Annotated in this window: 25 protein-coding genes; 13 read left to right on the top strand and 12 right to left on the bottom strand. The window is 71.9% G+C overall.

Features of this window, described 5'->3' with window-relative positions:
• Positions 1–97: 97 nt before the first annotated feature.
• Complete coding sequence (locus ACFWFZ_RS32050) at positions 98–928, bottom strand: DUF3626 domain-containing protein (RefSeq protein ID WP_387127112.1); 831 nt, start codon at positions 926–928, stop codon at positions 98–100.
• Positions 929–967: 39 nt separating this feature from the next.
• Here ACFWFZ_RS32050 and ACFWFZ_RS32045 point away from each other — a divergent pair, with 39 nt between their 5' ends.
• Entirely contained in the window at positions 968–1,537 is a 570-nt protein-coding gene (locus tag ACFWFZ_RS32045) for a GNAT family N-acetyltransferase (protein WP_387127110.1), read from the top strand.
• Positions 1,538–1,696: 159 nt separating this feature from the next.
• On the opposite strand, the gene ACFWFZ_RS32040 is transcribed toward ACFWFZ_RS32045, so the two are convergent.
• The 6 genes from ACFWFZ_RS32040 to ACFWFZ_RS32015 form a co-directional block, all read right to left on the bottom strand.
• Positions 1,697–3,247 (bottom strand): type VI secretion protein, encoded by a 1,551-nt coding sequence (locus ACFWFZ_RS32040; protein WP_387127107.1) that lies wholly within the window; start codon positions 3,245–3,247, stop codon positions 1,697–1,699.
• Positions 3,248–3,249: 2 nt separating this feature from the next.
• Complete coding sequence (locus tag ACFWFZ_RS32035; protein ID WP_387127104.1) at positions 3,250–4,671, bottom strand: ATP-binding protein; 1,422 nt, start codon at positions 4,669–4,671, stop codon at positions 3,250–3,252.
• Positions 4,672–4,690: 19 nt separating this feature from the next.
• Positions 4,691–6,253, bottom strand: a complete 1,563-nt coding sequence (locus tag ACFWFZ_RS32030; protein ID WP_387127102.1) for an SCO6880 family protein — start codon at positions 6,251–6,253, stop codon at positions 4,691–4,693.
• A complete protein-coding gene (locus ACFWFZ_RS32025; RefSeq protein WP_387127100.1) occupies positions 6,250–7,569 on the bottom strand; it encodes a hypothetical protein in 1,320 nt (439 codons plus the stop codon). Before ACFWFZ_RS32025 ends, ACFWFZ_RS32030 begins: the two co-directional genes overlap by 4 nt.
• The gene (locus ACFWFZ_RS32020) at positions 7,559–8,389 is read right to left on the bottom strand and encodes a hypothetical protein (protein WP_387127098.1); all 831 of its coding nucleotides are present in this window, start codon (positions 8,387–8,389) and stop codon (positions 7,559–7,561) included. The genes ACFWFZ_RS32025 and ACFWFZ_RS32020 overlap by 11 nt, the downstream gene beginning before the upstream one ends.
• A 104-nt stretch (positions 8,390–8,493) precedes the next feature.
• Positions 8,494–8,802, bottom strand: coding sequence for a hypothetical protein (locus ACFWFZ_RS32015; protein WP_008742356.1), 309 nt, complete (start codon positions 8,800–8,802; stop codon positions 8,494–8,496).
• Positions 8,803–9,327: 525 nt separating this feature from the next.
• On the opposite strand from ACFWFZ_RS32015, the gene ACFWFZ_RS32010 reads away from it, so the two are divergent.
• The 3 genes from ACFWFZ_RS32010 (at position 9,328) to ACFWFZ_RS32000 (ending at position 12,455) form a co-directional block, all read left to right on the top strand.
• Entirely contained in the window at positions 9,328–10,497 is a 1,170-nt protein-coding gene (locus ACFWFZ_RS32010; protein ID WP_387127095.1) for an alpha/beta fold hydrolase, read from the top strand.
• A 216-nt stretch (positions 10,498–10,713) separates the two neighbouring features.
• On the top strand, positions 10,714–11,340 hold the full coding sequence (locus tag ACFWFZ_RS32005; RefSeq protein WP_387127093.1) for an RNA polymerase sigma factor: 627 nt from the start codon (positions 10,714–10,716) through the stop codon (positions 11,338–11,340).
• On the top strand, positions 11,340–12,455 hold the full coding sequence (locus tag ACFWFZ_RS32000) for a CU044_5270 family protein (protein ID WP_387127091.1): 1,116 nt from the start codon (positions 11,340–11,342) through the stop codon (positions 12,453–12,455). Before ACFWFZ_RS32005 ends, ACFWFZ_RS32000 begins: the two co-directional genes overlap by 1 nt.
• A gap of 183 nt (positions 12,456–12,638) precedes the next feature.
• On the opposite strand, the gene ACFWFZ_RS31995 is transcribed toward ACFWFZ_RS32000, so the two are convergent.
• The gene (locus tag ACFWFZ_RS31995) at positions 12,639–13,448 is read right to left on the bottom strand and encodes a pentapeptide repeat-containing protein (RefSeq protein ID WP_387127089.1); all 810 of its coding nucleotides are present in this window, start codon (positions 13,446–13,448) and stop codon (positions 12,639–12,641) included.
• A gap of 4 nt (positions 13,449–13,452) precedes the next feature.
• A complete protein-coding gene (locus tag ACFWFZ_RS31990) occupies positions 13,453–13,659 on the bottom strand; it encodes a hypothetical protein (RefSeq protein WP_387127087.1) in 207 nt (68 codons plus the stop codon).
• Positions 13,660–13,723: 64 nt separating this feature from the next.
• Between ACFWFZ_RS31990 and ACFWFZ_RS31985 the strand changes: the two genes are divergently transcribed.
• The 5 genes from ACFWFZ_RS31985 to ACFWFZ_RS31965 all read left to right on the top strand — a co-directional run bounded on the left by ACFWFZ_RS31985 (position 13,724) and on the right by ACFWFZ_RS31965 (position 18,982).
• Positions 13,724–14,332, top strand: a complete 609-nt coding sequence (locus tag ACFWFZ_RS31985) for a LysE family translocator (RefSeq protein WP_387127085.1) — start codon at positions 13,724–13,726, stop codon at positions 14,330–14,332.
• A gap of 51 nt (positions 14,333–14,383) precedes the next feature.
• Positions 14,384–15,184, top strand: coding sequence for a thioesterase family protein (locus tag ACFWFZ_RS31980; RefSeq protein ID WP_387127083.1), 801 nt, complete (start codon positions 14,384–14,386; stop codon positions 15,182–15,184).
• A 61-nt stretch (positions 15,185–15,245) separates the two neighbouring features.
• Complete coding sequence (locus ACFWFZ_RS31975) at positions 15,246–16,970, top strand: serine/threonine-protein kinase (protein WP_387127081.1); 1,725 nt, start codon at positions 15,246–15,248, stop codon at positions 16,968–16,970.
• 76 nt (positions 16,971–17,046) lie between these two features.
• A complete protein-coding gene (locus ACFWFZ_RS31970; RefSeq protein ID WP_387127117.1) occupies positions 17,047–18,063 on the top strand; it encodes an NlpC/P60 family protein in 1,017 nt (338 codons plus the stop codon).
• A gap of 190 nt (positions 18,064–18,253) precedes the next feature.
• Positions 18,254–18,982 (top strand): phosphatase PAP2 family protein, encoded by a 729-nt coding sequence (locus tag ACFWFZ_RS31965; RefSeq protein ID WP_387127079.1) that lies wholly within the window; start codon positions 18,254–18,256, stop codon positions 18,980–18,982.
• Positions 18,983–19,111: 129 nt separating this feature from the next.
• On the opposite strand, the gene ACFWFZ_RS31960 is transcribed toward ACFWFZ_RS31965, so the two are convergent.
• Together ACFWFZ_RS31960 and ACFWFZ_RS31955 are read right to left on the bottom strand one after the other, a co-directional pair.
• A complete protein-coding gene (locus ACFWFZ_RS31960; RefSeq protein WP_387127077.1) occupies positions 19,112–19,339 on the bottom strand; it encodes a hypothetical protein in 228 nt (75 codons plus the stop codon).
• 85 nt (positions 19,340–19,424) lie between these two features.
• Complete coding sequence (locus ACFWFZ_RS31955) at positions 19,425–19,646, bottom strand: hypothetical protein (RefSeq protein WP_387127075.1); 222 nt, start codon at positions 19,644–19,646, stop codon at positions 19,425–19,427.
• Positions 19,647–19,776: 130 nt separating this feature from the next.
• Between ACFWFZ_RS31955 and ACFWFZ_RS31950 the strand changes: the two genes are divergently transcribed.
• Together ACFWFZ_RS31950 and ACFWFZ_RS31945 are read left to right on the top strand one after the other, a co-directional pair.
• Positions 19,777–20,610: a hypothetical protein gene (locus tag ACFWFZ_RS31950; RefSeq protein ID WP_387127073.1), complete on the top strand. Its 834-nt coding sequence runs from the start codon at positions 19,777–19,779 to the stop codon at positions 20,608–20,610.
• Positions 20,611–20,804: 194 nt separating this feature from the next.
• Positions 20,805–20,951, top strand: a complete 147-nt coding sequence (locus ACFWFZ_RS31945) for a hypothetical protein (protein ID WP_167350610.1) — start codon at positions 20,805–20,807, stop codon at positions 20,949–20,951.
• A gap of 75 nt (positions 20,952–21,026) precedes the next feature.
• Here the strand turns inward: ACFWFZ_RS31945 and ACFWFZ_RS31940 are convergent, their stop codons facing one another.
• On the bottom strand, positions 21,027–21,389 hold the full coding sequence (locus ACFWFZ_RS31940) for a metal-sensitive transcriptional regulator (protein WP_387127071.1): 363 nt from the start codon (positions 21,387–21,389) through the stop codon (positions 21,027–21,029).
• Between the two features lie 199 nt (positions 21,390–21,588).
• Here ACFWFZ_RS31940 and ACFWFZ_RS31935 point away from each other — a divergent pair, with 199 nt between their 5' ends.
• Together ACFWFZ_RS31935 and ACFWFZ_RS31930 are read left to right on the top strand one after the other, a co-directional pair.
• On the top strand, positions 21,589–22,209 hold the full coding sequence (locus ACFWFZ_RS31935; protein WP_031154207.1) for a DUF47 domain-containing protein: 621 nt from the start codon (positions 21,589–21,591) through the stop codon (positions 22,207–22,209).
• A 5-nt stretch (positions 22,210–22,214) separates the two neighbouring features.
• The gene (locus ACFWFZ_RS31930; RefSeq protein WP_387127069.1) at positions 22,215–23,213 is read left to right on the top strand and encodes an anion permease; all 999 of its coding nucleotides are present in this window, start codon (positions 22,215–22,217) and stop codon (positions 23,211–23,213) included.
• The last annotated feature ends 62 nt before the right edge of the window (positions 23,214–23,275 follow it).

The following is a 23,275-nucleotide window of genomic DNA, read 5'->3' as shown; positions in this document are numbered from 1 at the left end:
CTGTGGGAGAGTAGGACGCCGCCGAACAATCATTGTGGGAAAGCCCCGCACCAGCCCGTTCAGGGTCCGGTGCGGGGCTTTTCTGCGTTCCGGACGTTTACGGGTGCTGTTGTTGCATTCCGAAGCGGGCCAGGTAGTGCCAGACCCGCTTGAGGGCCTGTTCGTCGTACCGGCCCGTGCGGGCCGCCTCGCCCAGGATGTGCGGAGTCAGCCGGCCCTCGACGGCGATTTCCGAGCCGAGTTCGACGTACTCCGGGCCGCGGTACTCGGGGTGGTGGCGGAGTTCGTCGACCGTGAGTCGGAAGCCCGGGTGCCATTCGAGTGGGCAGGGCAGCCGGGTGGCCGCGGCCTCGACCGGGGTGTCCCGGTAGCTGGGGTCCAGTACGAGGGCGGCCACATCGCGTTCCAGCAAGACCGGGGTGTGGACCTGGGCCTCGATGTAGTCGTCGAGGGCGTCCTGGTCGTCGGTTTCGGCCAGGGCGATCAGGGACATGCGGTCCGCGACGCCGAACGATTCCGGTTCGAGGTAGCTGTCCGGATAGCAGAACGTGGTCCGCGGCAGGGCCGCCGGCGTGAGGCGGAGATGGGCCGATCCGAAGCGGGGTGCGGCGCCGGCCGGGTTGTTGCGGAAGTTCAGGGCGCCGTACACGGGGCGGGATTCTGGTGGGGCGTCGTCGTAGGCTCCGCCGAATATGCGGCTCTCCCACAGCCAGCGGGCGCCTCCCGGATGGGCGGTGAGACCGCCGTTGCCCGTGCCCGTGACGAACTGGGAGCGGTACACGCCGTCCTCGGCCAGGGCGGCGAGGATCGGGCGGCCGCCGCACCAGCGGTCGGGATGAAAGTTCAAAGTGACCGCGACGGTCGGGTCCAGGGGCTGGCCGAAAGAGCGCGCGGTGACGTGAGCGATGGCTCTGACGTGCGGATTCATGGATGAAGTCTCGCTGATGGATGGTTAGGATCACCGCTCATGAACGAAGTCCAGCACGTGATACGTCCGGTGCGCGCCGACGAGTGGGAGAAGGTCAAGGAGCTGCGGATCGCCGGGCTCAAGGACCCTGCGGCTCCGGTCGCCTTCCTTGAGACGGTGGAGCAGGCAGAGGGACACCCCGACGAGTTCTGGCGGGGGCGGGCCGACGGTGCGTCGCACGGGCGGGCCGCCCGGCAGTTCGTCGCGGAGGCCGCCGACGGGCGCTGGGTCGGCACGGTGTCCGTACTCGTCGAGGAGGGCGGGACCATCGACTTCTTCGACCAGACCGTCGAGCGGACGCAGGGGCACCTGGTCGGGGTGTTCGTACGGGCCGAGCAGCGCGGGACGGGGTTGACCGAAGCCCTGTTCGCGGCCGCGCTGGAGTGGGCCTGGGGGCTGGAGGAGCCGGTCCTGGAACGCGTACGGCTCTTCGTGCACGAGGACAACGGGCGGGCCGGCGCCTTCTACCGGAAGTACGGCTTCGAGCCGACCGGTACCGTCGTCCCCGTACCGGGAAACCCGGCCGCCACGGAGCTGGAATACGAACTCCGGCGGCCCGACACCCCCTAGTGCCGCGTCAGGCGACGTTCGCCCCGCCTCGACGCCCGGCACGCGCTCTCGCCGCACCGGCCGAAAGCCACGTACGTCCCGTACGAGCGCTCCCGGCCGGCACGCCGAGAGCACGCACCGGACGCCGCTCCTGACGGGCAAACGTTGCCCGGCGCGGCACTAGAGATCGGCTCCGGGCCAGCGGGAGCGGGCCTGTTCGCGGCTGCGGCACAGGGCCAGGAGGGGAAGCGTGCCCCCGGTCAGCAGCTCCGGGAGCTGGGGGATCGGGGCCACGGCCGCCACGTCGTCCAGGACCAGGGACAGTGGTGGGTCGAGCCGACCGTGGGATGACCGTGCGGCCATGCGGCGGCCGTGCTCGACCACGTGAGAGGCGAGTGCGGTCAGCAACGGCATCGCACCCGGGTGGGTGCGGGGATCCTCCAGAGCTTCACCCACCAAGTAGAGGGTTCCCCCTTCGGCGACGAACGAAGCCAAGGTGAGGGCATCTGTTCGGTTCGGGTTGCAGGCCTCGCGGATGTGGATCGAGGTCAGGCAGGAGAGGGCACGGGCCGTCAGGTTCAGGGCGAGCTCGCGGCGTTCGGGGTGCGCGGTGAGGGCGCTCTCCAGTTCGCCGGCCGCGCCCGCGGCGGCCTGGGGGTGGGTGCGCAGGATGCGTACCGGGTCCTGGGCGCTGTTGCCCTGGGTCCAGCGGTGGAGCTGCTTGAACGGGCGGTTGTCGAGGGCGGCGGCCTGGAGCCAGCTGCGCAGGAGCGTTTCCGCGGTGTCGGACACGGCCTCGTCCATCCGGGCCTGCGGGCGTACGGGGGCCAGCAGGGCGACCGCGCGGGCGGCTGCGGTGTCGCGGTCGGCGCAGTCTTCGGCGGGGTTCCAGTGCATGCGGGCCGGGGTGTCGCACAGGTGGGAGGGGTCGTAGAGGAGTACCGGGCCGAGTTTGGCGCGGGCGTCCTTGGTGTCGGCCCAGAGGGTGGGGGAGGACGTCACGACCAGGGTGGCCCCCTCGGTCTCGCCGATGCGGTGGGCAGCGGCGCGCAGACGGTCGTCCGGGCCGGCGTACGTGATCCCGTGCGGGGCGGGGGCGGGGGCGGGGGCGGCGGTGACGGTGGTGGCTGCCGGCCGGGGGGCATAGCCGAACCCGTAGCGGTATGCCTCGTCGTTCGGGCTGGCGTGGGTGCCGGGGGCGCTGCCCCCGGACCCTCGCGCCTCAAACGCCGGCGGGGCTGGATCGGCGGGGGCCGCCGCGGGGACCGCCGCCGGGGCCGGCGCCGCCGCAGGCTGGGTGGGCGCTGGTAGGGAAGCGGGCCCCGGTGCCGGGGCCGGGGCAGGGACCTGTGGCGCCTGCTTCGCCAGGGCGCGGCGGGACTTGGTGCGGGCCACCACGCCGATCGCGAAGACCGTCAGAACGAAGAGGATCAGCAGCTGGCTGACGAACAGGCCCCAGAAGAGGCCCCAGCCGGAGAGGGCCGCCGGGTCGGTGTTCGGCCAGGCTCCCGGGATGTCGTGGGGCTGCGCTATCAGGGCGCGGACGGCCCCCGGGGTGCGGGTGAAGGTGACGGTGTCGGGCCAGGTGCCCCGGGCGAAGAGCGCGGCCAGGCCGGTGGCCGTCCAGACGAGGACGGCCAGGCCGAGGAGGAAGGCCAGCAGGGCGACCAGCAGGCCGTCCGGGATGCCACCGCCGCGCGCGGAGGGATCCGTACGTCGTGCGTCGTGCATGGTCAGGCCACCGTGGTCGCGGATCCGGGGCTGCCGCTGCCGCGGCTGCGTTCGATGGACAGGGCGCGTTCCTCCGCTTCCAGTTCGGCGGCGAGGAGGTCGGCGGGAAGGCGGGGCGGGGCGGAGGACTCGGTCATGGCGCGGTCGGTGAAGACCAGGGGGCGTTCGGCTTCGGTGATCAGGTGTTTGACGACCTGGACGTTGCCGTTGACGTCCCAGACGGCGATGCCGGGGGTGAGGGTCGGGATGATCTCGACGGCCCAGCGGGGCAGGCCGAGTACGCGGCCCGTGGCGCGGGCCTCGTCGGCCTTCTGGGCGTAGATGGTGCGCGTGGAGGCCATTTTGAGGATGGCCGCGGCTTCGCGTGCGGCGGCGCCGTCGACGACGTCGGAGAGGTGGTGGACGACGGCGACGAAGGACAGGCCGAGGCGGCGGCCGAACTTCAGGAGGCGCTGGAACAGCTGCGCGACGAAGGGGCTGTTGATGATGTGCCAGGCCTCTTCGACGAGGAAGATGCGCTTCTTGCGGTCGGGCCGGATCCAGGTGTGCTCCAGCCAGACGCCGACGATCGCCATGAGGATGGGCATGGCGATGGAGTTGCGGTCGATGTGGGAGAGGTCGAAGACGATCAGGGGGGCGTCGAGGTCGATGCCGACGGTCGTGGGGCCGTCGAACATGCCGCGCAGGTCGCCGTCGACGAGGCGGTCGATGACGAGCGCGACGTCGAGGCCCCAGGCCCGGACATCGTCTATGTCGACGTTCATGGCGAGCGCGGATTCGGCTTCGGGGTGGCGCAGCTGTTCCACGATGTCGGTGAGGACGGGCTGGCGGTCGTGGATGGTGTCGACGACGTGGGCGTGGGCGACCTTGAGGGCGAAGCCGGCGCGTTCGTCGAGGCCGTGGCCCATGGCGACTTCGATGATGGTCCGGAGCAGGGCGAGCTGCCCGGTCGCGGTGATGGCCGGGTCGAGGGGGTTGAGGCGGATCCCGGAGTCGTTGGCGGCGATGGGGTCCAGGCGGATGGGGGTTATCCCCAGCTGCTGGGCGATGAGGTTCCATTCGCCGACGCCGTCTTCGCCCTGGGCGTCGAGGACGACGACCTGGCGGTCTTTGAAGCGGAGCTGGCGCAGGACGTAGGTCTTCTCCAGGGCGGACTTGCCGTTGCCGGATTCGCCGAGGACCAGCCAGTGGGGGGCGGGGAGCTGCTGTCCGTACAGCTGGAAGGGGTCGTAGATGTAGCCCTTGCCGCTGTAGACCTCGCGGCCGATGATGACGCCGGAGTCGCCGAGGCCGGGGGCGGCGGTGGGGAGGTAGACGGCTTGCGCCTGCCCGGTGGAGGTGCGTACGGGCAGGCGCGTGGTTTCGACTTTGCCGAAGAGGAAGCTGGTGAAGGCGTCCGTCAGCGCTGTCATGGGATCTCGCATGGGCGGGTTTTCCCTTCAGCTAGCGTCGGATGCCGGTGGCGAACGGCAGGGTGTTGACGAAGGCGCGGTGGTGCTCGCGGTCGCACCATTCCAGCTTCAGGTAGGACTTGCCGGCCGAGGCGCGGATGGTCCGCTTGTCGCGGGCGAGGGCCTCCGGTGAACGTGAGGACACCGTGATGTACCCGACCAGGTTGACTCCGGCAGCGCCGCTGGCGAGATCTTCACCCCTCTGGTCGAGCCGGCCGTGGGCGGCGATGTCGCGGGGGTCGACGGTGCGGTTCATCTTGGCGGCGCGGGAGGCGTCGGCCTCGTCGTTGGTCTTCTCGGTGAGCATGCGCTCGATGGCGACCTCGGTGGGCTCCAGGTCCATGGTGACGGCGACGGTGCGGATGACGTCGGGGGTGTGGACGAGGAGCGGGGCGAGGAAGTTCACGCCGACGGGGGTCATGGGCCATTCCTTGACCCAGGCGGTGGCGTGGCACCAGGGGGCGCGGGTGGAGGACTCGCGGGTCTTGGCCTGGAGGAAGGTGGGTTCCACCGCGTCGAGTTCGGCGGGCCAGGCGTTGCGTTTGGTCATGGCCTGGATGTGGTCGATGGGGTGGTCCGGGTCGTACATGGAGTGCACGAGGGAGGCGAGGCGGCCCTGGCCGAGGGGCTGGCGGACACGGATGTCGGCTTCGGCGAGGCGGGCGCAGATGTCGGTGAGCTCGCGGGCCATGACGATGGCGAGGCCGGAGTCGCGGTCGAGTTTGCGGCCCTTGTGGGGGGTGGTCGCGCGGGCGATGGTGACGGCTTCGGCGGCCAGGTCGCGGGTGTAGTGCATGCAGGCGACGAGGTACGCGCGGTGCTGTTCGGAGGAGGTGGACACCATCGACTGGAGCTGGTCGTAGGAGTCGCGCAGCCAGACGGGGGCTTGGGTGTCTCCGCGTTGGGCGACGTCCTTGGCGTGGGCGTCGGGGTCGGCGGGGAGGGTGCGGGCGAGCATCTGGAGGCGGGTGACGAAGCCGTCGCCGTTGGCGACGTGCTTGAGGAGGGTGCCGAAGCGGTCGACGAGGGCCTCCTGGTCCTCGCTGTCGCGCAGGCCTACGCCGGGGCCCTCGATCTCGATGGCGGCGGTGACGGTGCGGCGGTCGGCGTGGAGGAGTACGGCGATCTCGTCGGGGCCGAAGGGGGCGGCGAGCCAGTTGATGCGGCCGATGCCGGGGGGCGGGCCGACCTCGACCTCGCGGCCGTCAGCGGCGCGGACGCCGGCTTCCATGGCGCCGGAGCGGTAGGTGGTGCCGCGGCGGAGGGTGCGCTTGTAGCTGCGGCTGATCTCGAACCAGCGGTAGAAGGTGCGGCCCTTGTACGGGACGTACACGGCGGCGAGCGCGAGGAGCGGGAAGCCGACGAGACTGACGATGCGCAGGGTGAGGCCGGGGACGAGTAGTCCGCTCATCATGCCGAAGAACGCCCCGGTGATGATGAGGGCGATCTCGCCGGTCTCGCGGTTCTTGCCGACGATCGCGTTCGGCCGGGCGCGGCCGATGAGATACGTGCGGCGGGGCGCGACCGGGTGCAGCTGGTGGGACTGGGTCGTCAACGCCCGTCACCTCCTGTGTTCCTCGTGCTCGAGCTCGTGCGGGGCGGGGGTGCGGCGGAGGGGACAGATCCGCCGCCGGCCCCGCCGCCGGAGGTGGGGCGGCTGCTGTGGGCGGCCACGCCTCCGGAGAGGGGGTTGGCGGGGCGGGGCGTGCTGCCGCCGCCGTCGCCTCCGCGGTGGGCGCCGCGGCTGCTGTGGGTCTTGATGCCCTGGGAGACGAGGGAGGCCGGGGAGCTGATGACGGCGGCGGCCTGGGCTCCGTCGGTGGCCTTGCTGCGGCCCGCGCGGGCGGAGGCGATCTCGTCGCCGAAGCCGGGGACGAAGCGGTAGATCATGGCGGAGGCGAAGATCGCGAGGAGGATGATGGAGAGGCCGGTGACGACGGCGGAGAAGGCGCCCGGGCCTTGTTCGCCGGTGAGGGCTCCGGCGAGGCCGAGGACGATGACGATGACCGGCTTCACGAGGATGACGGCGATCATGATGCCGGCCCAGCGGCGGACGTGGCCCCAGAGGTTGCGGTCGACGAGCCCGGAGTAGACGACGACGCCGAGGAGGGCGCCGACGTAGAGGAGGGCGGCCCGGATGAAGAGTTCGAGGAAGAGGATGCCGGCGGCGAGGACGGTGACGAGGGCGACGACGATGAGCATGATCGGGCCGCCGCCGATGTCGTCGCCCTTCTTGAGGGCTTCGGAGAAGGAGCCGAAGAAGACGTCGGTCTGGCCGCCGGTGGCGGAGGCGATGACCTCGGTGACGCCGTCGGTGGCGGAGACGACGGTGTAGAGGATCAGGGGGGTGAAGGCGGAGGCCAGGACGGTGAGCCAGAGGAAGCCGATGGCTTCGGAGATGGCGGTGGTGAGGGGGACGCCGCGGACGGCTCGCTTGGCGACGGCGAAGAGCCACAGGACGAGCGTGAGGATGGTGGACGCGGCGAAGACGACGGCGTACTGCTTGAGGAAGGTGGCGTTGGTGAAGTCGACGTTGGCGTTGCCCTTGACCGCTTCGCTGAGCTTGGTGACGATCCAGGCTGCGGCGTCGGCGCAGCCCTTGGCGAGGGAGGCGAGGGGGTTGAGGGCGTCGGCTGAGCCGTCGCTGGGGGCCAGTCCGGTCCGGGGGGTCCCCCCGGACGTGCCCGTGCCGCTCTGGCAGTACTGCTTGGAGGGGCCGTCGAGGAGGGCGCAGGGGTCGTTGGAGGTCTGCGGTGTGGGGGTCGGTGTCGGGTCCGGGGCGGCGTAGGCGCGGGTGGCCAGGGCGACGAGGGCGGCATGGGCGGAGGCGATCACGCCCAGCCGGGCGGGGAGCCGGAGGCTAGCGGGCATAGGTGAATCCTCCGAATTCCTTGATGGCCTTGCTCATGTCGTCGGACGTCGACACGGGGACATCGCCGGGAACCGGGGCGGGCCCGTCCTGTTGGGTGTCGTCGACGACTTTCCAGTCCTCGCCGATCCAACTCAGCTCGAAGGTCCAGGTCTTCCAGAGGGTCCGGACCGGGTCGGTGGACTTGGCGCCGGACATGCCGATGAGGCCGGTGTACCAGACGGAGACCTTCGCGGCGGTCGGCGTGTAGCTCTCGACGCGGGTGCCGATCGGGACGGTGCGGGTGACGAAGGTGCTGCCCTGGGGGGCATTCCCGTTCGCGTCGAGGCCGAGCTGGGCGAGGAAGGCCGTCGAGTAGGCCGCGTCCTGCGGGGCCTTCATTCTGGACGCGACGTCGGGTGCGTAGATGCCGTCGACGAGGGCGTGCCGGGTGGCCTTCTTGAACATGCCGTCGGAGCCGAGGGCCACCGCGTAGTTCGCGGCGGCCGATTGGGCGCCCTGTTCGTCGTGGGCGAAGCCCTTCGGGATGCCGGCCTGCTTGCCGGTGACGGGGTCGGTGCCGGTGGGTGAGGTGGAGGTGGCGGACGGGGTGTCGTCCGAGGGTTTGGGGTCGGGGGTGTCCGGGGCCTGGTTCGCGAACGCGATGGCGGCGATCAGGAGGACCACCACGCCGACCACGGTGACCAGGCTGCGGGGGGTGCGGGAGGTGCGGCGGGCGGGGCCGTACGGGTCGGCGGGGGCGTCCGGGAGGCGGGTGCGGGTCTGGCCCGTGCCGCCGACCTCGCCGTAGCCGGCGCCGCCGTACTGGTCGTCGTTGCTCATTTCCGTTTCCGCCCCCTCCGCGTCGTACGACGGTAGCGCTGGTTCCCGCGTGGATGCGGTGTGGTGACCTCTCATCAGGTCGGGGCCACCGGTGGTCGGTCGGGCTAGACGGCCATTCCGTAGACGATCGTGAAGAGCGTGCCGAGGGAGCCGATGATGAAGACGCCCGTGAGGCCGGCCACGATCAGGCCCTTGCCCTGTTCCGCGCTGAACGTGTCGCGCAGGGCGGTGGCGCCGATGCGCTGTTTGGCCGCGCCCCAGATGGCGATGCCGAGGCAGAGGAGGATCGCCACGGCCATGACCACCTCGATCATGACCTTCGCTTCGTTGCCGAGACTGCCGAACGGCCCCCAATTCGGGGCGATTCCGCCGATGATGGTGGTGATGTCGCCCTTTTCGGCTGCCAGGATCATGTAACTCACCGCCCCTGTAAGGGTAGTTCCGGAGGCCCGCTGCCCGACGGCAGGGGTCACGCACTATCTTCGCTGATGAAACCGCCGCCGTCGTCGACTTGTCGGCTCTCTTTACCCGATCTCGCGGCCCGCGCCCGGCTTCCGCGCTCTGACCTGGGCCGGGCTGCCGTCCATCCGCAAGAACGTGCGGTCACTCTGTGTATCACGGGGGGTGACGCCGGGCAATGATTGTCCTCTCGGCGTACGGGGGGCGGGGCGAGGGGCCGCCGTTCGGAGCAGCGGGGTCGCGTGTCGTTGGGCCGGCTCGCTGACATAAGTCCGACATTCCGTCAGTATTCCATCCGTAGGCCGGATCGCGGGTGAGCTCCACCTCCTCAGGGTGGCCGTCGAGGTCGCCCGCCGGGTCCGCGGGGCGGTGCTCACCACCGCCGGGTGGTCTTCGAGTCTTCGAGTCCTCGCGCACGCTGACGCCGACCCGAGGCCGCGGCCCGCCGCGTTGTCAGTGGGGTGCGGCACGCTGAGGGGATGACGACTACCTGGACTCTTGCGGATCTTGAGGCGGCCATTCGGGCGGGATGGTCCGTCGAGACCTGCGAGCCGGCCGACATCAGCCGGGTGCCCTGGACTCCGGAGAATCCGGCCTGGGGGCAATGTGACATCACCGCCCTGGTCGTGCAGGACCTCGTGGGCGGGGACCTGGTGCTGGGCGAGGTGTTCCACGAGGGGCGGCAGGAGGGCTACCACTGGTGGAACCTGCTCCCCGGGGGCATCCGGGTCGATCTGACGCGGGAGCAGTTCCGGCGGGGTGAGACGGTCACGCCCGGACGGGTGGTGAAGCGGCCGGGCGGGCGGCTGAAGCGGCGGTGGGAGGAGTACCAGCTGCTGCGGCAGCGGGTGACCGACAAGCTGGGGCCGCTGCCGGGGGTGATGGTGGCGCGGGACGGGCGGCGTCTCGCCTACACGGACTTCGGCGGGCCGGGGGCGCCGCTGCTGGCGCTGCACGGGCATTTCGGGGCGGGGGCGGACTTCGAGAGGCTGGCCCGCGAGGTGGGCCCGGCGTGGCGGGTGATCGCCCTGGACCAGCGCGGGCAGGGGGATTCCGACCGGGCGGGGGAGTACACGCGCAAGGGGTACGTCGCGGACGCGGCCGCCCTGCTGGAGCACGTGGGGCTGGGGCCCGCGGTGGTACTGGGGCATTCGCTGGGCGGGGTCAACGCCTACCAGCTGGCCGCGCGGCGGCCGGACCTCGTGCGGGCGGTGGTGGTCGAGGACATCGGGGCGGTGGTCGACGGCGACCTGTCGTTCGCGCGGGCCTGGCCGCGGCGGGCCACGACCCGGGCCGGGTTCCTGGCGGGGCTGGGGAGCTCCGCGCCGTATCTGGAGGGGGCGGTACGGGAGTACCCGGACGGGTGGGGGGCCGCGTTCGAGGTGGAGGACATGGTCGAGTCCCAGCAGGGGCTCAACGGTGACCACTGGGCGGACTGGCTGCGGGTGCGGACGCCGACGCTGCTGGTGCGGGGGGACCGGAGCGGGGTGCTGTCGGCGGAGCACGCGAGGGAGATGACGGTGCGCAGGCCCGGGGTGCGGCTGGTGGAGCTGCCGGCGGGGCACGCCGTGCGGGTCGGGGATCCGGAGGGGTACTTCGCCGCCGTGCGGGGCTTTCTGGCGCGGGTGGGGCGGGGGGCCCGCGCCTGATCGCCGCCGGGCCGCCGTGCGCGGACGTCCGGCCCTGCCCGGTCGGCGGTCCGGTCGCAGGTGTCGGGTCCGGTCCTGGCCTCCGGGGCGCCACCCCCTGGGGGCGGTCCGGCGGTGAGTGGTTCGTAGAGTGCCCCTGGGCCGCCCGGCGGGTGTGACGCGGGTCACGGGAACTCCGCCGGGGCTGCCGGACAGCCGACAGGAGTGACCACAGACATGCGAACTCGGGTGCGGTCCGGTGATCCGGACGCCTATGCGGAGCTGTTCGACAGCTACTCCCGCACCCTCTACAACCATGCCTTCCGGATGACCGGGGACTGGGGCGTCGCGGAGGACGTCATGTCGGCGGCCTTCCTGGAGGCGTGGCGGCTGCGCGGCACGGTCGATCCCGAAGGCGGCTCCCTGCGGCCCTGGCTCCTGGGGATCACCACCAACATCGCCCGCAACCACTGCCGCGGCAACCGCCGCTTCCGGGCCGCCGCCGCGGCCGCCGCGGCGGCCGCGGGTGTCGGTGCCGTCCCCGACCATGCCGACGAGGTGGCCGGGCGGCTGGACGACCGGCTGCAGATCGCGGCCACGCTGGCGCAGTTGAGTGCGCTGCGCCGGCCCGAGCGCGAAGTGCTCCTGCTGTGCCTGTGCGAGGGCCTGGAGTACGCCGAGGCAGCCCGGGTCCTCGGCATTCCGGTAGGCACCGTGCGTTCCAGGCTGTCGCGGGCCCGTACGAAGCTGCGCAGGCTCGCCGACGCGGAAATGAAGAAGAACAGGCGGGAACTGGCGGCCCGGTCCCGACAGACATATGAGGACCGCGCGAAGGCGGTCCGGTCCGCACAGGAGGGAATCTGATGAACGCCGACCTTTTCCGGCGCCGCCCGGCCGGCCGGGAGGAGAACACCCTCCCCCTGCCGTTCGCCGAACGGGAACTTCCCGCGGGCCGCCACCAGTTCCACAAGGAGCGACTGATGGCCCAGATCCACGAAGACCTGCGAGCCGGCCAAGGCGACGCCGGCCCCGCCCCCGCCCGTGCGGCCAGGCCGCGCAACCCCTTCCTGCGCCAGGCGATCCTGATCCCCGTCGGGGCCTTCGCCCTGGCCGGGGCGCTCGCCGCCGGCTTCCTCACCTACGTGGACCGGGGCGCGGCGGACGGAACGGGCTCCACGATCGCCACGGGTCCGGCGATGACCACCCGGATCGGCACCGCCGACGCTAGGGGCACGGCGCAGCTCCTGGACCGCATCTCCCTGGCGGCCGCCTCCGCAGGCCCCGGCGTGCAGGTCCGCCCGGACCAGTTCATCTACATCGGGAGCAAGACGGCCGACACCTACGTGAAGATCGTCGACGACAAGAGCAGCCTGGTGAGCCAGGAACTGCACATGCGCCACACGTGGAACTCACCGGACGGCCGCAAGGGCTGGCTGATCGAGCCCGGCGCCACCGGCCCGGGAGGGGTGACCCTGGATCGGCCCGAGGAGGAGGGCAAGGCCGTGCAGCCGAGCCTCAACGCTCCCAGCCATGACTATCTCGCCGGGCTGCCCACCGACCCCGACGTGCTGCTGAAGAGGATCTACGAGGAGACCCGTGGGATGGGCCGCAGCCCCGACCAGCAGGCCTTCACCACGATCGGCGACCTGTTGCGCGGCACGTATGCGCCGGCGGAGCTGACGGCCGCGCTCTACAGGACCGCGGCGAAGATTCCCGGCGTGGTGACGGTGGACGACGCCGTCGATGCCGCGGGCCGGCACGGGATCGCGGTCGCCCGGCTCGACGAGGAGACCGGCCGGCGGGAGGAGTGGATCTTCGATCGGGAGACGCTGGTGTTCCTCGGCGAGCGGGTCGTCCAGGTGCGTGGCAGTTCCGGCGAGGACGGGCTGATCAAGGAGGGCACGGTGGTGTTCACCAACGCCGTGATGTCGCGGAGTGTCGTCGACCGGATGAAGGAGATTCCGCCTTCGGCCGGTTGACCGGCGCCTGCCGCGGGAGGGGCGGATCCGGGGCTCGCGCCGCGTACGCACGCGGGTGCGGTGCCCTTGCGGGGGCCCTGCCACCCCCCGCCCGCACCCCCGCACCCCCGGACCCCCGCACCCCCGGACCCCGTGCCTCGCACGCCCGCGGGGCCGGGCGGGGCGGCGGGGAGGCGGTAGCCGTCAGGTCCAGTGGGCGGGGCGGGTCAGGGTCGGGGGGATCCGGGTGCCGGGGTCGCCGTGGGCCGCGTTCAGTTGGGGCTGGGTGAGGAAGACCGCTCCGCGGAGGTCCGCGCCGCGCAGGTTCGCGTCGCGGAGGTCCGCGCCGATCAGGTCGGCCGTGCGGAGGTCGGCGCGGGAGAGGTCGGCGGCGATCAGGTAGGCGCCGCGGAGGTTCGCCCCGCGCAGGTTCGCCCCGGCGAGACGGGCGCCCATCAGGTCGGCGCCGCGGTGGTTCTTCCTGCGGCCCGGGACCTTGGCGCGGGCCAGCTCGCTGGTCTTCAGGAGCAGCGTGTTGATCCGGCCCCGCAGGTCCGTGACGTCCAGGTCCGCGAGGGCGCCGGCGTCGGCGCGCGTCCACCGCTCCGTCTCGGCGAGCACGCGGCGCAGCTCGGGGTGGACGGGGGCGGCGTCGGGGAGGGCCAGCGCCTGGTCCACGTAGAAGAGCAGCTCGTGCAGTTGTCGCATCACCGGGAAGACGTCGAACATCTCCGCGCGGGTCTCGGGGTGGGTGCGCCAGTCGCGGCCGCCGAAGGTGACCTGGGAGACCTGCTGGCCCGCGCCGAAGCAGTCGAAGACGGTGCAGCCCTGGAAGCCCTGGTCGCGCAGCCGGGTGTGGATGCCGCAGCGGAAGTCCTTGCGGAGGTTCTCGCAGGGGGTTCCGGCGGGCTTGTCCACGGCGAAGTCGGTGGACTTGGCGAACGGCAGGGCGACGCAGCAGAGCGCGAAGCAGTTCGCGCAGTCGGCTTGCAGGAGCGGCAGGCTGTGGGACACGCCTTCATTGTCGCCGGTCGGCCGCGGTGATGAGCATCCGGCGGCCGGGCTCCGCGGCGTACGCGGCGGGTTGGGCGTCGTCCGGCGGCCGACGGAGGTCCGGGCGGGCCCAGGTCATGAGGTCGGTGGGTCCCGGGATCCAGCGGCGCGGCGCGGGGGCGTCGACCGCGGGGTGGAAGGGGCGCAGGGTGAGGGGCTGTCGCAGGTCCATGCGTCACGTGTGTGCTGGAGGACGGGGGTTGATCGAGAGGGAGGGGGGCGGCGAGCATCGGCGTATGACAGAAGTGATCGCAGTCGCCGTCATCACCCTGCTCGCCGTGATCAGTCCTGGTGCGGACTTCGCCATGGTGGTGCGCAACAGCTATCTCTACGGCCGGCCCACGGGGCTGTTCGCCACCGCGGGGGTCGCGGCGGGGGTGCTGGTCCACGTCTCGTACACGATGCTGGGGGTCGGTCTGCTGATCGCCTCCTCCACCGCGCTGTTCACCGTGATCAAGCTGGCGGGTGCGGCGTACCTGGTGTGGATCGGGATACGGACCTTCCGGGCGCGGGCGGAGGTGACGGTGGACCTGGAGCCGAAGTCGCAGCTGACCCGGCTGGGGGCGATGCGGTCGGGGTTCTTGACCAATGTGCTCAACCCGAAGACGACGTTGTTCGTGGTGTCGACCTTTACGCAGGTGGTCGATCCGGGGACGCCGCTGTGGCAGCAGGCCGGCTACGGGCTGTTCATGTCGGCGGCGCACCTGGGGTGGTTCGGTGCGGTGGCGGTGTTCTTCTCCGTCTCCAGTCTGCGTGAGCGGATGCTGAAGGCGCAGAAGGCGCTGAACCGGGCCATCGGGTCGGTGCTGGTGGGGCTGGGGGTGGGGCTGGGGTTCGCCCGCTGACCCTTCGCGGAGGGCTGGTGGACGTGGTTACCAGTCGGTAGCGTGGCGGGTATGGGTACTGCCGAGGGGTGCGAGGGGTTCTTCGAGCGGGTCGGTCCCGGGCGCTTCCGGGCCACCGAGTACACGCGCGGGCCGTGGGACGCGGGCTCGCAGCACGCCGGTCCGCCGGCCGCGCTGCTGGGGCGGGCCGTCGAGGAGCGGCCGGATGCGCGCGCGGGCATGCGGATCGCCCGGATCACGTACGAGATCCTGCGCCCGGTGCCGATCGGCGAGCTGGAGGTCACCACGAGCGTGCTGCGTTCCGGGCGCAGCACCGAGGTGGTCGAGGCGGCGCTCGGCCCGGTGGGCGCCGCGCCCGTGATGCTGGCGCGGGCCCTGCGGATCCGGGTCGCCGAGGAGTCCGTACCGGCCGTGGTGAGCGGGCCGCAGCTGCCGACGCCGGGGGAGGTGGAGGTGACACCGTTCTTCCCGGTGCCGTGGGAGACCGGCTACCACTCGGCCATGGAGACCCGGTTCACCGAGGGCGCCTTCGTCGAGCCGGGCCCCGGCACCTGCTGGATGCGGATGAAGGTGCCGCTGATCGCCGGGGAGGAGACCAGGCCGCTGGACCGGGCGCTGATCGCCGCCGACTCGGGCAACGGGATCAGCGCGGTGATGGACTTCGGGGCCTATGTCTTCATCAACAGCGACCTGACCGTCCACCTGCACCGCCACCCGGTGGGCGAGTGGGTGTGCGTGCAGGCCCGTACGAGCGTGGACGCGGCGGGCATCGGGCTGGCGGACGCACAGCTCCACGACGAGAAGGGCCCGATCGGGCGGAGCGCGCAGAGCCTGTACGTCGCACCGCGCTGAAGCGGCGTCGGGCGCCAACCCCGGTGTTGGGCAGGGGAGTCGGTATGGCAGCCTCGTGCGCATGGAGGCACTGAAGGGGACCGATCCCGCCCGGATCGGGGAGCACGTGCTGCTGGCCCGCCTGGGGGCCGGGGGCATGGGGCAGGTGTACCTCGGGCGTTCGCCCGGCGGGCGGCTGGTGGCGGTCAAGGTGATCCGGGACGAGATCACGGGGCATCCGGAGGCGCTGGCGCGGTTCCGGCGGGAGGCCGAGACGGTGCGGGCGGTCAGGTCGGCCTACACCGCGAACCTGATCGACGCCTCGCTCGCCGCCCCGCCGTACTGGCTGGCCACGGAGTACGTGGCCGGACCCACGCTGGGCCGGGCTGTCGCGGCCCGCGGGGCCCTGCCGGCGGACACCTGCCTGCGGCTGTTCGCGGCCCTGGCCGAGGGGCTGGCGAGCGTCCACGCGTACGGGGTGACGCACCGGGACCTGAAGCCGCACAACGTCATCCTGGGCGGACAGGGCCCACAACTGATCGACTTCGGCATCGCGAAGGGGGTCGGGGCCACCGCGCTCACGCAGGACGGCCAGGCCCCGGGCACGCCCGGGTTCACCGCGCCGGAGGTGCTCGTCGGCACCGGGACGGGGGACGGCGGGCCGGCGGACGTCTTCGCGCTGGGCGCGACGATGGCGTACGCGGCGACCGGGCGTGCGCCGTTCGGTACGGGCGACCCGGCGACGGTGAGCTACCGGGCGGTGCACGAGCCGGTCGACCTGGCCGGGGTGGAGCCGGGCCTGGCGGCGCTGATCGGGGCGTGCGTGGCGAAGGACCCGGCACAGCGCCCGGATCCGGCGGAGGTGGTCCGCCGCTGCGGGGTGCGGGACGCGCTGGTGGACGATCCGGTGTACGCGGGGCTGGGGGCGCTCGCGGAGCCTGTACCCGCGCCCGCCCATGTGCCCGCACTCGTACCCATACCCCTACCGGTGGAGGCGGTGGCCGGGGTGCACGCGATGCCGACCGAGGGGCCCGGGGTGCCGTACGTGCCCACGCGCGCCGGGCGGGGCGGGCGGCGGCGCGGTCTGTGGGCCTCGGCCGGGGTGGCGGTGGTGGCGGCCCTCGCCCTGGCGGCCTGGAAGCTGATGCCTCCGGCCGGGGACGGGGGAGCCGGAGGGCCCGGCGGGGGCGGGGCCTCCGCGCAGGGGCGCACGGGCGCACCCGCCACGCCCGCTCCGGCCGCCCCGCAGGGCGGCGGCAAGCCCCCCGCCGAGTACATCGAGGGCAACAGGGTCTCGCGCTACCTGTGGACGGGTGCCCCCGATCCGGTGCAGGCGGCCCAGGGCATCGGCCAGTGCAACCAGCCGGCGGAGGAGAAGTCCCCGGGGGCCGGGTTCCAGTCGTCGGTGTCGACGACGAGCCGGAACGGGGTGCCGGGCGATACCGCGAGCATCAAGATGCGGATCAAGTACGCGGAGATGGAGAAGACCAGGCCGGCCCCGTACCACGTGTCCGTGGCCGTGAAGTCCCCGCACGACATCGAACCGGGCACCGGCAAGCCCTTCCCCACGGACAACCGGGCCGTCGGATACACCAGCAAGCCCGTCGACATCTACACCCACTGGCAGTCGGGCGGGGACGTGGAGCTGACGTATCCGGACGACTTCTCGATGCACGGCGGGGGCAGGACCTGGCCCGCCGTGCCCCTGTCCGCCGACCGCGGGGACTGGACGGTCGTCTTCTACCACGTCGAGGATGACCCTGCGAAGTACGCGAGCATCGCCTGCACCGGCTTCCAAGTGGGGTAGTAGGACATGCGACACGGCCGAATCACACGGTGAAGTGACCGTGATGGGGGAGGGTTGACGGGTGCGCAGATTCTGGATGGCCGGCGGGATCGGGATCGGGCTGTGTCTGACCTTCGTGGTGCTCCTCGTCGTGGGGACGTACTCGGCGGCGGCGGGGCTCGTGGGAGCGGGTGCCGGCGGCCGTGCCGTGGGCCTGACCAAGGGGGCCGTGCCCGCGAAGTACCAGGCGCTGGTGGAGAAGTGGGGCAACCTCTGCCCGGCCATCAGCCCTCCCCTGCTCGCCGCGCAGCTGTACTCCGAGAGCGGCTGGAATCCCAGCGCCGTCAGTCCGGCGGACGCGCGGGGCATCGCGCAGTTCATCCCGGGCACCTGGGCCGGCCACGGCATCGACGGGGACGGGGACGGGGACCGGGACATCTGGGACCCGAACGACGCGATCCCCTCGGCCGCTTCGTACGACTGCCAGCTCGCCAAGGACGTGCGGAGCGTGCCCGGTGACGCGACGTCGAACATGCTGGCCGCCTACAACGCCGGCGCCTACGCGGTCATCAAGTACGGGGGAGTGCCGCCGTACAAGGAGACCCAGGGGTACGTGAAGGCGATCACGACGCTGGCGAAGAGCTTCGCGCGGCCCGTGGGCCGGGTGGCGCCCTCGCAACAGGCCGCCGGAGCCATCTACTTCGCGCAGAAGCAGCTGGGCACGCCGTACCTGTGGGGCGGCAACGGTACGCCCGACCACGGCGGGCGGTTCGACTGCTCGGGGCTGACCAAGGCGGCGTACGAGACGGTCGGGATCGAGCTGCCGCGCGTGGCCAACGACCAGTACAACGCCGGTCCGCACCCCGCGCGTGACGAACTCCTGCCCGGAGACCTGGTGTTCTTCTCCGATGATCTGACGAACTCCCGGGAGATCCGGCACGTCGGGCTCTACGTGGGCGGCGGATACATGATCAACGCCCCATATACCGGGGCGGTCATCCGCTTCGACAAGATCGACACGCCCGACTACTTCGGTGCGACCCGCGTGACGAAGGACGGGGCGGAAGCCCTTCCGGTGCGGTCGGCCGCCGGCCGTCCTGGCAACTCTCCGTGAGGCAAAGGCCCTGAGCTGCGACGGCCAGTCACTCTTCGATAACGTTGCCGTGATCATTCGGTGGAGAGTGGAACCCGGTCGTGAGAACGGGCGTTCCATGAACGCGGGGTTGATCAAGAGGGTGTCGAAGGGGCGCACACCCGGGTGCGCCCGCAGGGGAACCACGGCAAGAGCAAGGGGCCGCGTCACCATGGCTGGACTCACAACAGGTGGGCCGAACGTGGATGTCAGCCTGCTGTACGAGGTCAACGGAGCGGCCCGGCGGGCCCCGTCCTGGCTGGACACGGCCGTGAGCCTGGCCGGCGAGTACGGCATCCTGCTGGCCCTGGTGCTGCTGGTCCTGTGGTGCTGGCGCGGCGCCCGCCGACAGGACGAGACCGCCGCCGCCGAGACCGTCACCGCGCTCGTGTGGGCCCCCCTCGCCGCCGGCCTGGCCCTGCTCGTGAACGTGCCGCTGCGTGCATTCGTCGGGCGGCAGCGGCCGTTCCGCCAGCACGAGGGGCTGCAGGTCCTCGACCCCGGCTGGGGCGTGGGACTCGGGAACACCGAGTACTCCTTCGTCAGCGGCCACACCACCGTCGCGATGGCCCTGGGCGTAGGGCTGTTCGTCGCCCACCGCAAGCTCGGCCTCGCCGGGATCGGACTGGCCCTCCTCGAAGGCCTCTGCCGCGTCTACATGGGGGTCCACTACCCGACGGACGTGATCGGGGGCCTCGCGCTCGGTACTGCCGTCGTCCTCGTCCTCGCGCCGCTCGCGCTGGCGCTGCTCAGCCCGGTCGTCCGGGCGGTGGCCGCCTCCCCGCGCCTCGGCCGGCTCGTACGGGCCGGGGAGCGGGTGCGGCCCCTGCCGGTCGGCCTCGCGCAGCCCCAGACCCCGCCGGGGGGCCGGCGCACGCGGGACAGCGACCTCGCCGCCTGACACCCCTGACCCCCGCCGCGGTTCAGCGCGTCCCGTAGGAGTCCCATACGGCGAGCAGCACGGCCGTCAGCAGGCACAGCGCGGCCACCCCGAAGCACACCAGGACCGCCCGCGGGCGGGGCCGGGGCGTCACCGGTCACCCGCGTCGGTGCCGCCCTCGCGGCGGTGGCGGGAGCGCAGCCACAGGACGGTGGCCGCGGCCGCGGCGGAGGTGAGCCCGATGGCCAGCGCCACGTCGGCCGGGCCGTCCGCGGAGCCCGCGGGTCCGGCCCAGGCCGCGGCGGCCGCGGCCGCCGGGGCGAACGCGATGAGCAGGGCCCACAGGAGGGCGGCGAGGCGGGCTGCGGAACCTGGCATGAGTCAAGGGCATCCGTTGCGGCGGCCCCCGGCCAGTCGGGCCGTCCGAACGGGCGAGACGCCTCCCTGGCGCTGTGACCGGAAATTACTGGGCGGTCTCCGCGGCCTCGTGGCCCGCGGCGTCCTTGCGGGCCAGGTCGCGGGAGCGGCGGGCCGGGCCCTTCCAGCCGCAGGAGCAGACGGCCAGGCAGAACGATCCGCGGTCGGCGGTGGATGTGGTGTGGGCGGTCGGCGGCTGCGACCGGGGCCGCGGGGGCGGCACGGAGTCCAGCGCAGGGACCGGGGTCGCGTCGATGTGCGGTTCCACTTCTCCACGGTACCCGGGGCACTCGGGGGTCGGGCAAGGTGTGCCCCGTGACGCGAAACCCGGGGGCTCGTTAACCGGAGCGGGTGGGGACCTGGGCAATCAGCGGTCACGCGTTGGGGGTTGGCAGGCGATGGTGGTTCACCGGAACAGGCTGCTGCGCGGACGCGCGGCCGAGGTGGTGCTCGCCGCCGGAGTCACCCTGGCCGTCACGGCGACGGGCGGGTGCGCCGGCGGCGGCGGAAGCGACGACCGGTCTCCGGCGGAGGCGTCGGCGGCGGTCCGCGGCGCCGCCGACGTCCTGGCGCGCACGGGCAGCGCCCGAGCCCGTACGGCCATGGAGATGGCCACCGGCGGGACCCGGGTCACCATCCGCGGCGAGGGCGGCGTCGACTTCAAGAAGCGGATGGGGCAGCTCCTGGTACTGCTCCCGGCCGATGTGAAGGGCGAGGACGGGCACCGGTCCATCACCGAACTCCTCGTGCCCGGCGCGCTCTACATGAAGAACCGCGGCGCGGGCGTCCCCGCCGACAAGTGGGTGCGTCTCGACACGACCACCCTCGCCGACGGGAACCTGGTCACCGGCGGGGCCACCGACCCGCTGATCGCGGCCGAGCTGCTGCGGGTCGCGCAGGGGGTGACGTACGTGGGGGAGACCGAGGTGGCGGGCACCAAGGTGCGGCACTACCGGGGGACCACCGACATCGGGCGGGCCGCCGGGAGCGCGTCGGCGGAGATGCGCGGGGCGCTGCAGGCCGCAGCGAAAGGGTTCAGCAAGCACACGGTGCCCTTCGACGCCTACCTCGACGAGGAGGGGCGGCTGCGGAAGGTCAGGCACCGCTTCACCTACGTCAACCATGGCGTGATCGATGTGTCGTCGACCACGCTCCTGTACGGATTCGGGGTGCCGGTGACCGTCGTATTGCCCTCGAGCGGGGACATCTACGCCGGAAAGATCGCCGACTAGCGGGGCGGGCGGGCCGGGAGCGGCGCGATCGGGCCATGGCCGGGTATCCGGAAATGGTCCATCCGTGTCATGCGGGGGGAGGGGCGCCCTCCCTACGCTGAGAAGCCGGGCGCCGGCAAGGGGTGCGGCATGACCCCAGGGGTGCGGCATGACCGACGACGGCCGGTGGCCGGTGGCAGATCGAGGTGACACGCGTGACTCCCGCAGGCGGTACGACGGTGCAGGACCACGTGGCGCTCGCCGAGATCGAACTGTGCGGTGAGCTGATCATCGCGGCGTCCGCGGCCGCCGAGGACAGGCTGAGCCTGGACCGCATCGACGAAGTCCTGCTGGGCCGGTAGCTCCCGCCCTGGCCGGCGGCTCCGGCCCGCGCCGGTGGCTCCCGCCCGCTGCCGACGGGCGGGGGTCCGGGCGGCTCAGGTGCGCAGGAGCCGCGCGATGGCCTTCGTGGCCTCCTCGACCTTGGCGTCGATCTCGGCTCCGCCCTTGACCGCCGCTGCGGCGACGCAGTGGCGCAGGTGCTCCTCCAGCAGCTGGAGCGCGAAGGACTGCAGTGCCTTCGTGCTGGCCGAGACCTGCGTGAGTATGTCGATGCAGTAGACGTCCTCGTCGACGAGCCGCTGGAGGCCGCGGATCTGGCCCTCGATCCGGCGCAGCCGCTTGAGGTGCTCGTCCTTCTGGTGGTGGTAGCCGTGGACGGCCCCGCCGTCGTGGGAGGTGCCGGGGGTGGCCGCCGTGCCGGTTCCGGCTCCGGTGCCCTCCGCCTCGATGGTCGTCATACGTCCTCCCGTGGTCGAACGAGAACGAGGGGGTGCATACCCCTCATGGGTATAGGATACCGGGCTCGCGCCCGACGGGCAGGGGCCCGTGGTCCTCACTCTGCCTGATGGAGGACACTGAGGAACGGCCGGTTAGCCGTGGCAGGGGGATGCGCCTAGCATCAGCCTGACCAAATCCGATGCACCCCGAGGACCTCACGTGCGATTTCGTCTGACCCCCAGGGAGACGAGCTTCTACGACATGTTCGCCGCATCCGCGGACAACATCGTCACGGGCTCCAAGCTCCTGATGGAACTGCTCGGAGCGGACACCTCCGCCCGGGCCGAGATCGCGGAACGGATGCGGGCGGCGGAGCACGCGGGGGACGACGCGACACACGCGATCTTCCACCAGCTGAACTCCTCCTTCATCACGCCGTTCGACCGCGAGGACATCTACTCCCTGGCGTCGTCCCTCGACGACATCATGGACTTCATGGAGGAGGCCGTCGACCTCGTCGTCCTCTACAACGTGGAGGAGCTTCCCAAGGGCGTCGAGCAGCAGATCGAGGTGCTGGCGCGGGCGGCGGAGCTGACCGCCGAGGCGATGCCGCACCTGCGGACGATGGACAACCTCACCGAGTACTGGATCGAGGTCAACCGGCTGGAGAACCAGGCGGACCAGATCCACCGCAAGCTGCTCGCGCACCTCTTCAACGGCAAGTACGACGCCATCGAGGTGCTGAAGCTCAAGCAGATCGTCGACGTGCTCGAAGAGGCAGCCGACGCGTTCGAGCACGTCGCGAACACGGTGGAGACCATCGCGGTCAAGGAGTCCTGAACCTCGTGGACACCTTCGCTCTGGTCGTGACCATCGGTGTCGCGCTCGGTTTCACGTATACGAACGGTTTCCACGACTCGGCGAACGCGATCGCGACCTCGGTCTCGACGCGTGCGCTGACCCCGCGCGCCGCCCTCGCGATGGCCGCGGTGATGAACCTCGCCGGCGCCTTCCTGGGCAGCGGGGTGGCCAAGACGGTCAGCCAGGGTCTGATCGAGACGCCGCACGGTTCCACGGGCATGTGGATCCTCTTCGCGGCGCTGGTCGGCGCGATCGTGTGGAACCTGATCACCTGGTACTTCGGCCTGCCCTCGTCCTCCTCGCACGCCCTCTTCGGCGGCATGGTGGGTGCGGCCCTGGCCGGCGGTACGGAGGTCATCTGGTCGGGCGTGCTCGACAAGGTCGTCATCCCGATGTTCGTCTCGCCCGTGGTCGGCCTGGTCGCCGGTTACCTGGTGATGGTGGTCATCCTGTGGATGTTCCGCCGGTCCAACCCGCACAAGGCGAAGCACGGCTTCCGTATCGCGCAGACGGTGTCGGCGGCCGCGATGGCGCTCGGCCACGGTCTGCAGGACGCGCAGAAGACGATGGGCATCGTCGTGATGGCCCTGGTCATCGCCGACGTGCAGACCTCTGACGCGCCGATCCCGGTGTGGGTCAAGGTCGCGTGTGCCGTGATGCTGTCGCTGGGTACGTACGCGGGCGGCTGGCGCATCATGCGTACGCTCGGCCGCAAGATCATCGAGCTGGACCCGCCGCAGGGCTTCGCGGCGGAGACCACCGGCGCCTCGATCATGTTCGGCTCGGCCTACCTCTTCCACGCGCCGATCTCCACCACGCACGTGATCACCTCGGCGATCATGGGCGTGGGTGCGACGAAGCGCGTGAACGCGGTGCGCTGGGGCGTCGCCAAGAACATCATCCTGGGCTGGTTCATCACGATGCCGGCCGCGGCGCTGGTCGCCGCGGTCAGCTTCTGGATCGTGAACCTGGCCTTCGGCTAGGCACGGCGTACGGACACGAAAGCGGGCCGGCTCCCCCCACCCAGGGGGAGCCGGCCCTCTTT

It is taken from the genome of Streptomyces sp. NPDC060232 (assembly GCF_042726555.1).
Classification (GTDB): domain Bacteria; phylum Actinomycetota; class Actinomycetes; order Streptomycetales; family Streptomycetaceae; genus Streptomyces.
The sequence above is the reverse complement of the archived record's forward strand: the minus strand, read 5'-3'. Positions and strand labels throughout refer to the sequence as shown.

What these genes read in the sequence shown, in the direction of transcription:
- ACFWFZ_RS31980 (WP_387127083.1), top strand. Translation starts at nt 14,384, where the DNA reads ATGGGTACTGCCGAGGGGTGCGAGGGGTTCTTCGAGCGGGTCGGTCCC.
- ACFWFZ_RS31975 (WP_387127081.1), top strand. Translation starts at nt 15,246, where the DNA reads ATGGAGGCACTGAAGGGGACCGATCCCGCCCGGATCGGGGAGCACGTG.
- ACFWFZ_RS32045 (WP_387127110.1), top strand. Translation starts at nt 968, where the DNA reads ATGAACGAAGTCCAGCACGTGATACGTCCGGTGCGCGCCGACGAGTGG.
- ACFWFZ_RS31940 (WP_387127071.1), bottom strand. Translation starts at nt 21,389, where the DNA reads ATGACGACCATCGAGGCGGAGGGCACCGGAGCCGGAACCGGCACGGCG.
- ACFWFZ_RS32005 (WP_387127093.1), top strand. Translation starts at nt 10,714, where the DNA reads ATGCGAACTCGGGTGCGGTCCGGTGATCCGGACGCCTATGCGGAGCTG.
- ACFWFZ_RS32020 (WP_387127098.1), bottom strand. Translation starts at nt 8,389, where the DNA reads ATGAGCAACGACGACCAGTACGGCGGCGCCGGCTACGGCGAGGTCGGC.
- ACFWFZ_RS32015 (WP_008742356.1), bottom strand. Translation starts at nt 8,802, where the DNA reads ATGATCCTGGCAGCCGAAAAGGGCGACATCACCACCATCATCGGCGGA.
- ACFWFZ_RS32035 (WP_387127104.1), bottom strand. Translation starts at nt 4,671, where the DNA reads ATGCGAGATCCCATGACAGCGCTGACGGACGCCTTCACCAGCTTCCTC.
- ACFWFZ_RS31985 (WP_387127085.1), top strand. Translation starts at nt 13,724, where the DNA reads ATGACAGAAGTGATCGCAGTCGCCGTCATCACCCTGCTCGCCGTGATC.
- ACFWFZ_RS32000 (WP_387127091.1), top strand. Translation starts at nt 11,340, where the DNA reads ATGAACGCCGACCTTTTCCGGCGCCGCCCGGCCGGCCGGGAGGAGAAC.
- ACFWFZ_RS31990 (WP_387127087.1), bottom strand. Translation starts at nt 13,659, where the DNA reads ATGGACCTGCGACAGCCCCTCACCCTGCGCCCCTTCCACCCCGCGGTC.
- ACFWFZ_RS32050 (WP_387127112.1), bottom strand. Translation starts at nt 928, where the DNA reads ATGAATCCGCACGTCAGAGCCATCGCTCACGTCACCGCGCGCTCTTTC.
- ACFWFZ_RS32010 (WP_387127095.1), top strand. Translation starts at nt 9,328, where the DNA reads ATGACGACTACCTGGACTCTTGCGGATCTTGAGGCGGCCATTCGGGCG.
- ACFWFZ_RS31970 (WP_387127117.1), top strand. Translation starts at nt 17,047, where the DNA reads ATGGCCGGCGGGATCGGGATCGGGCTGTGTCTGACCTTCGTGGTGCTC.
- ACFWFZ_RS32025 (WP_387127100.1), bottom strand. Translation starts at nt 7,569, where the DNA reads ATGCCCGCTAGCCTCCGGCTCCCCGCCCGGCTGGGCGTGATCGCCTCC.
- ACFWFZ_RS31960 (WP_387127077.1), bottom strand. Translation starts at nt 19,339, where the DNA reads ATGCCAGGTTCCGCAGCCCGCCTCGCCGCCCTCCTGTGGGCCCTGCTC.
- ACFWFZ_RS32040 (WP_387127107.1), bottom strand. Translation starts at nt 3,247, where the DNA reads ATGCACGACGCACGACGTACGGATCCCTCCGCGCGCGGCGGTGGCATC.
- ACFWFZ_RS31965 (WP_387127079.1), top strand. Translation starts at nt 18,254, where the DNA reads ATGGCTGGACTCACAACAGGTGGGCCGAACGTGGATGTCAGCCTGCTG.
- ACFWFZ_RS31950 (WP_387127073.1), top strand. Translation starts at nt 19,777, where the DNA reads ATGGTGGTTCACCGGAACAGGCTGCTGCGCGGACGCGCGGCCGAGGTG.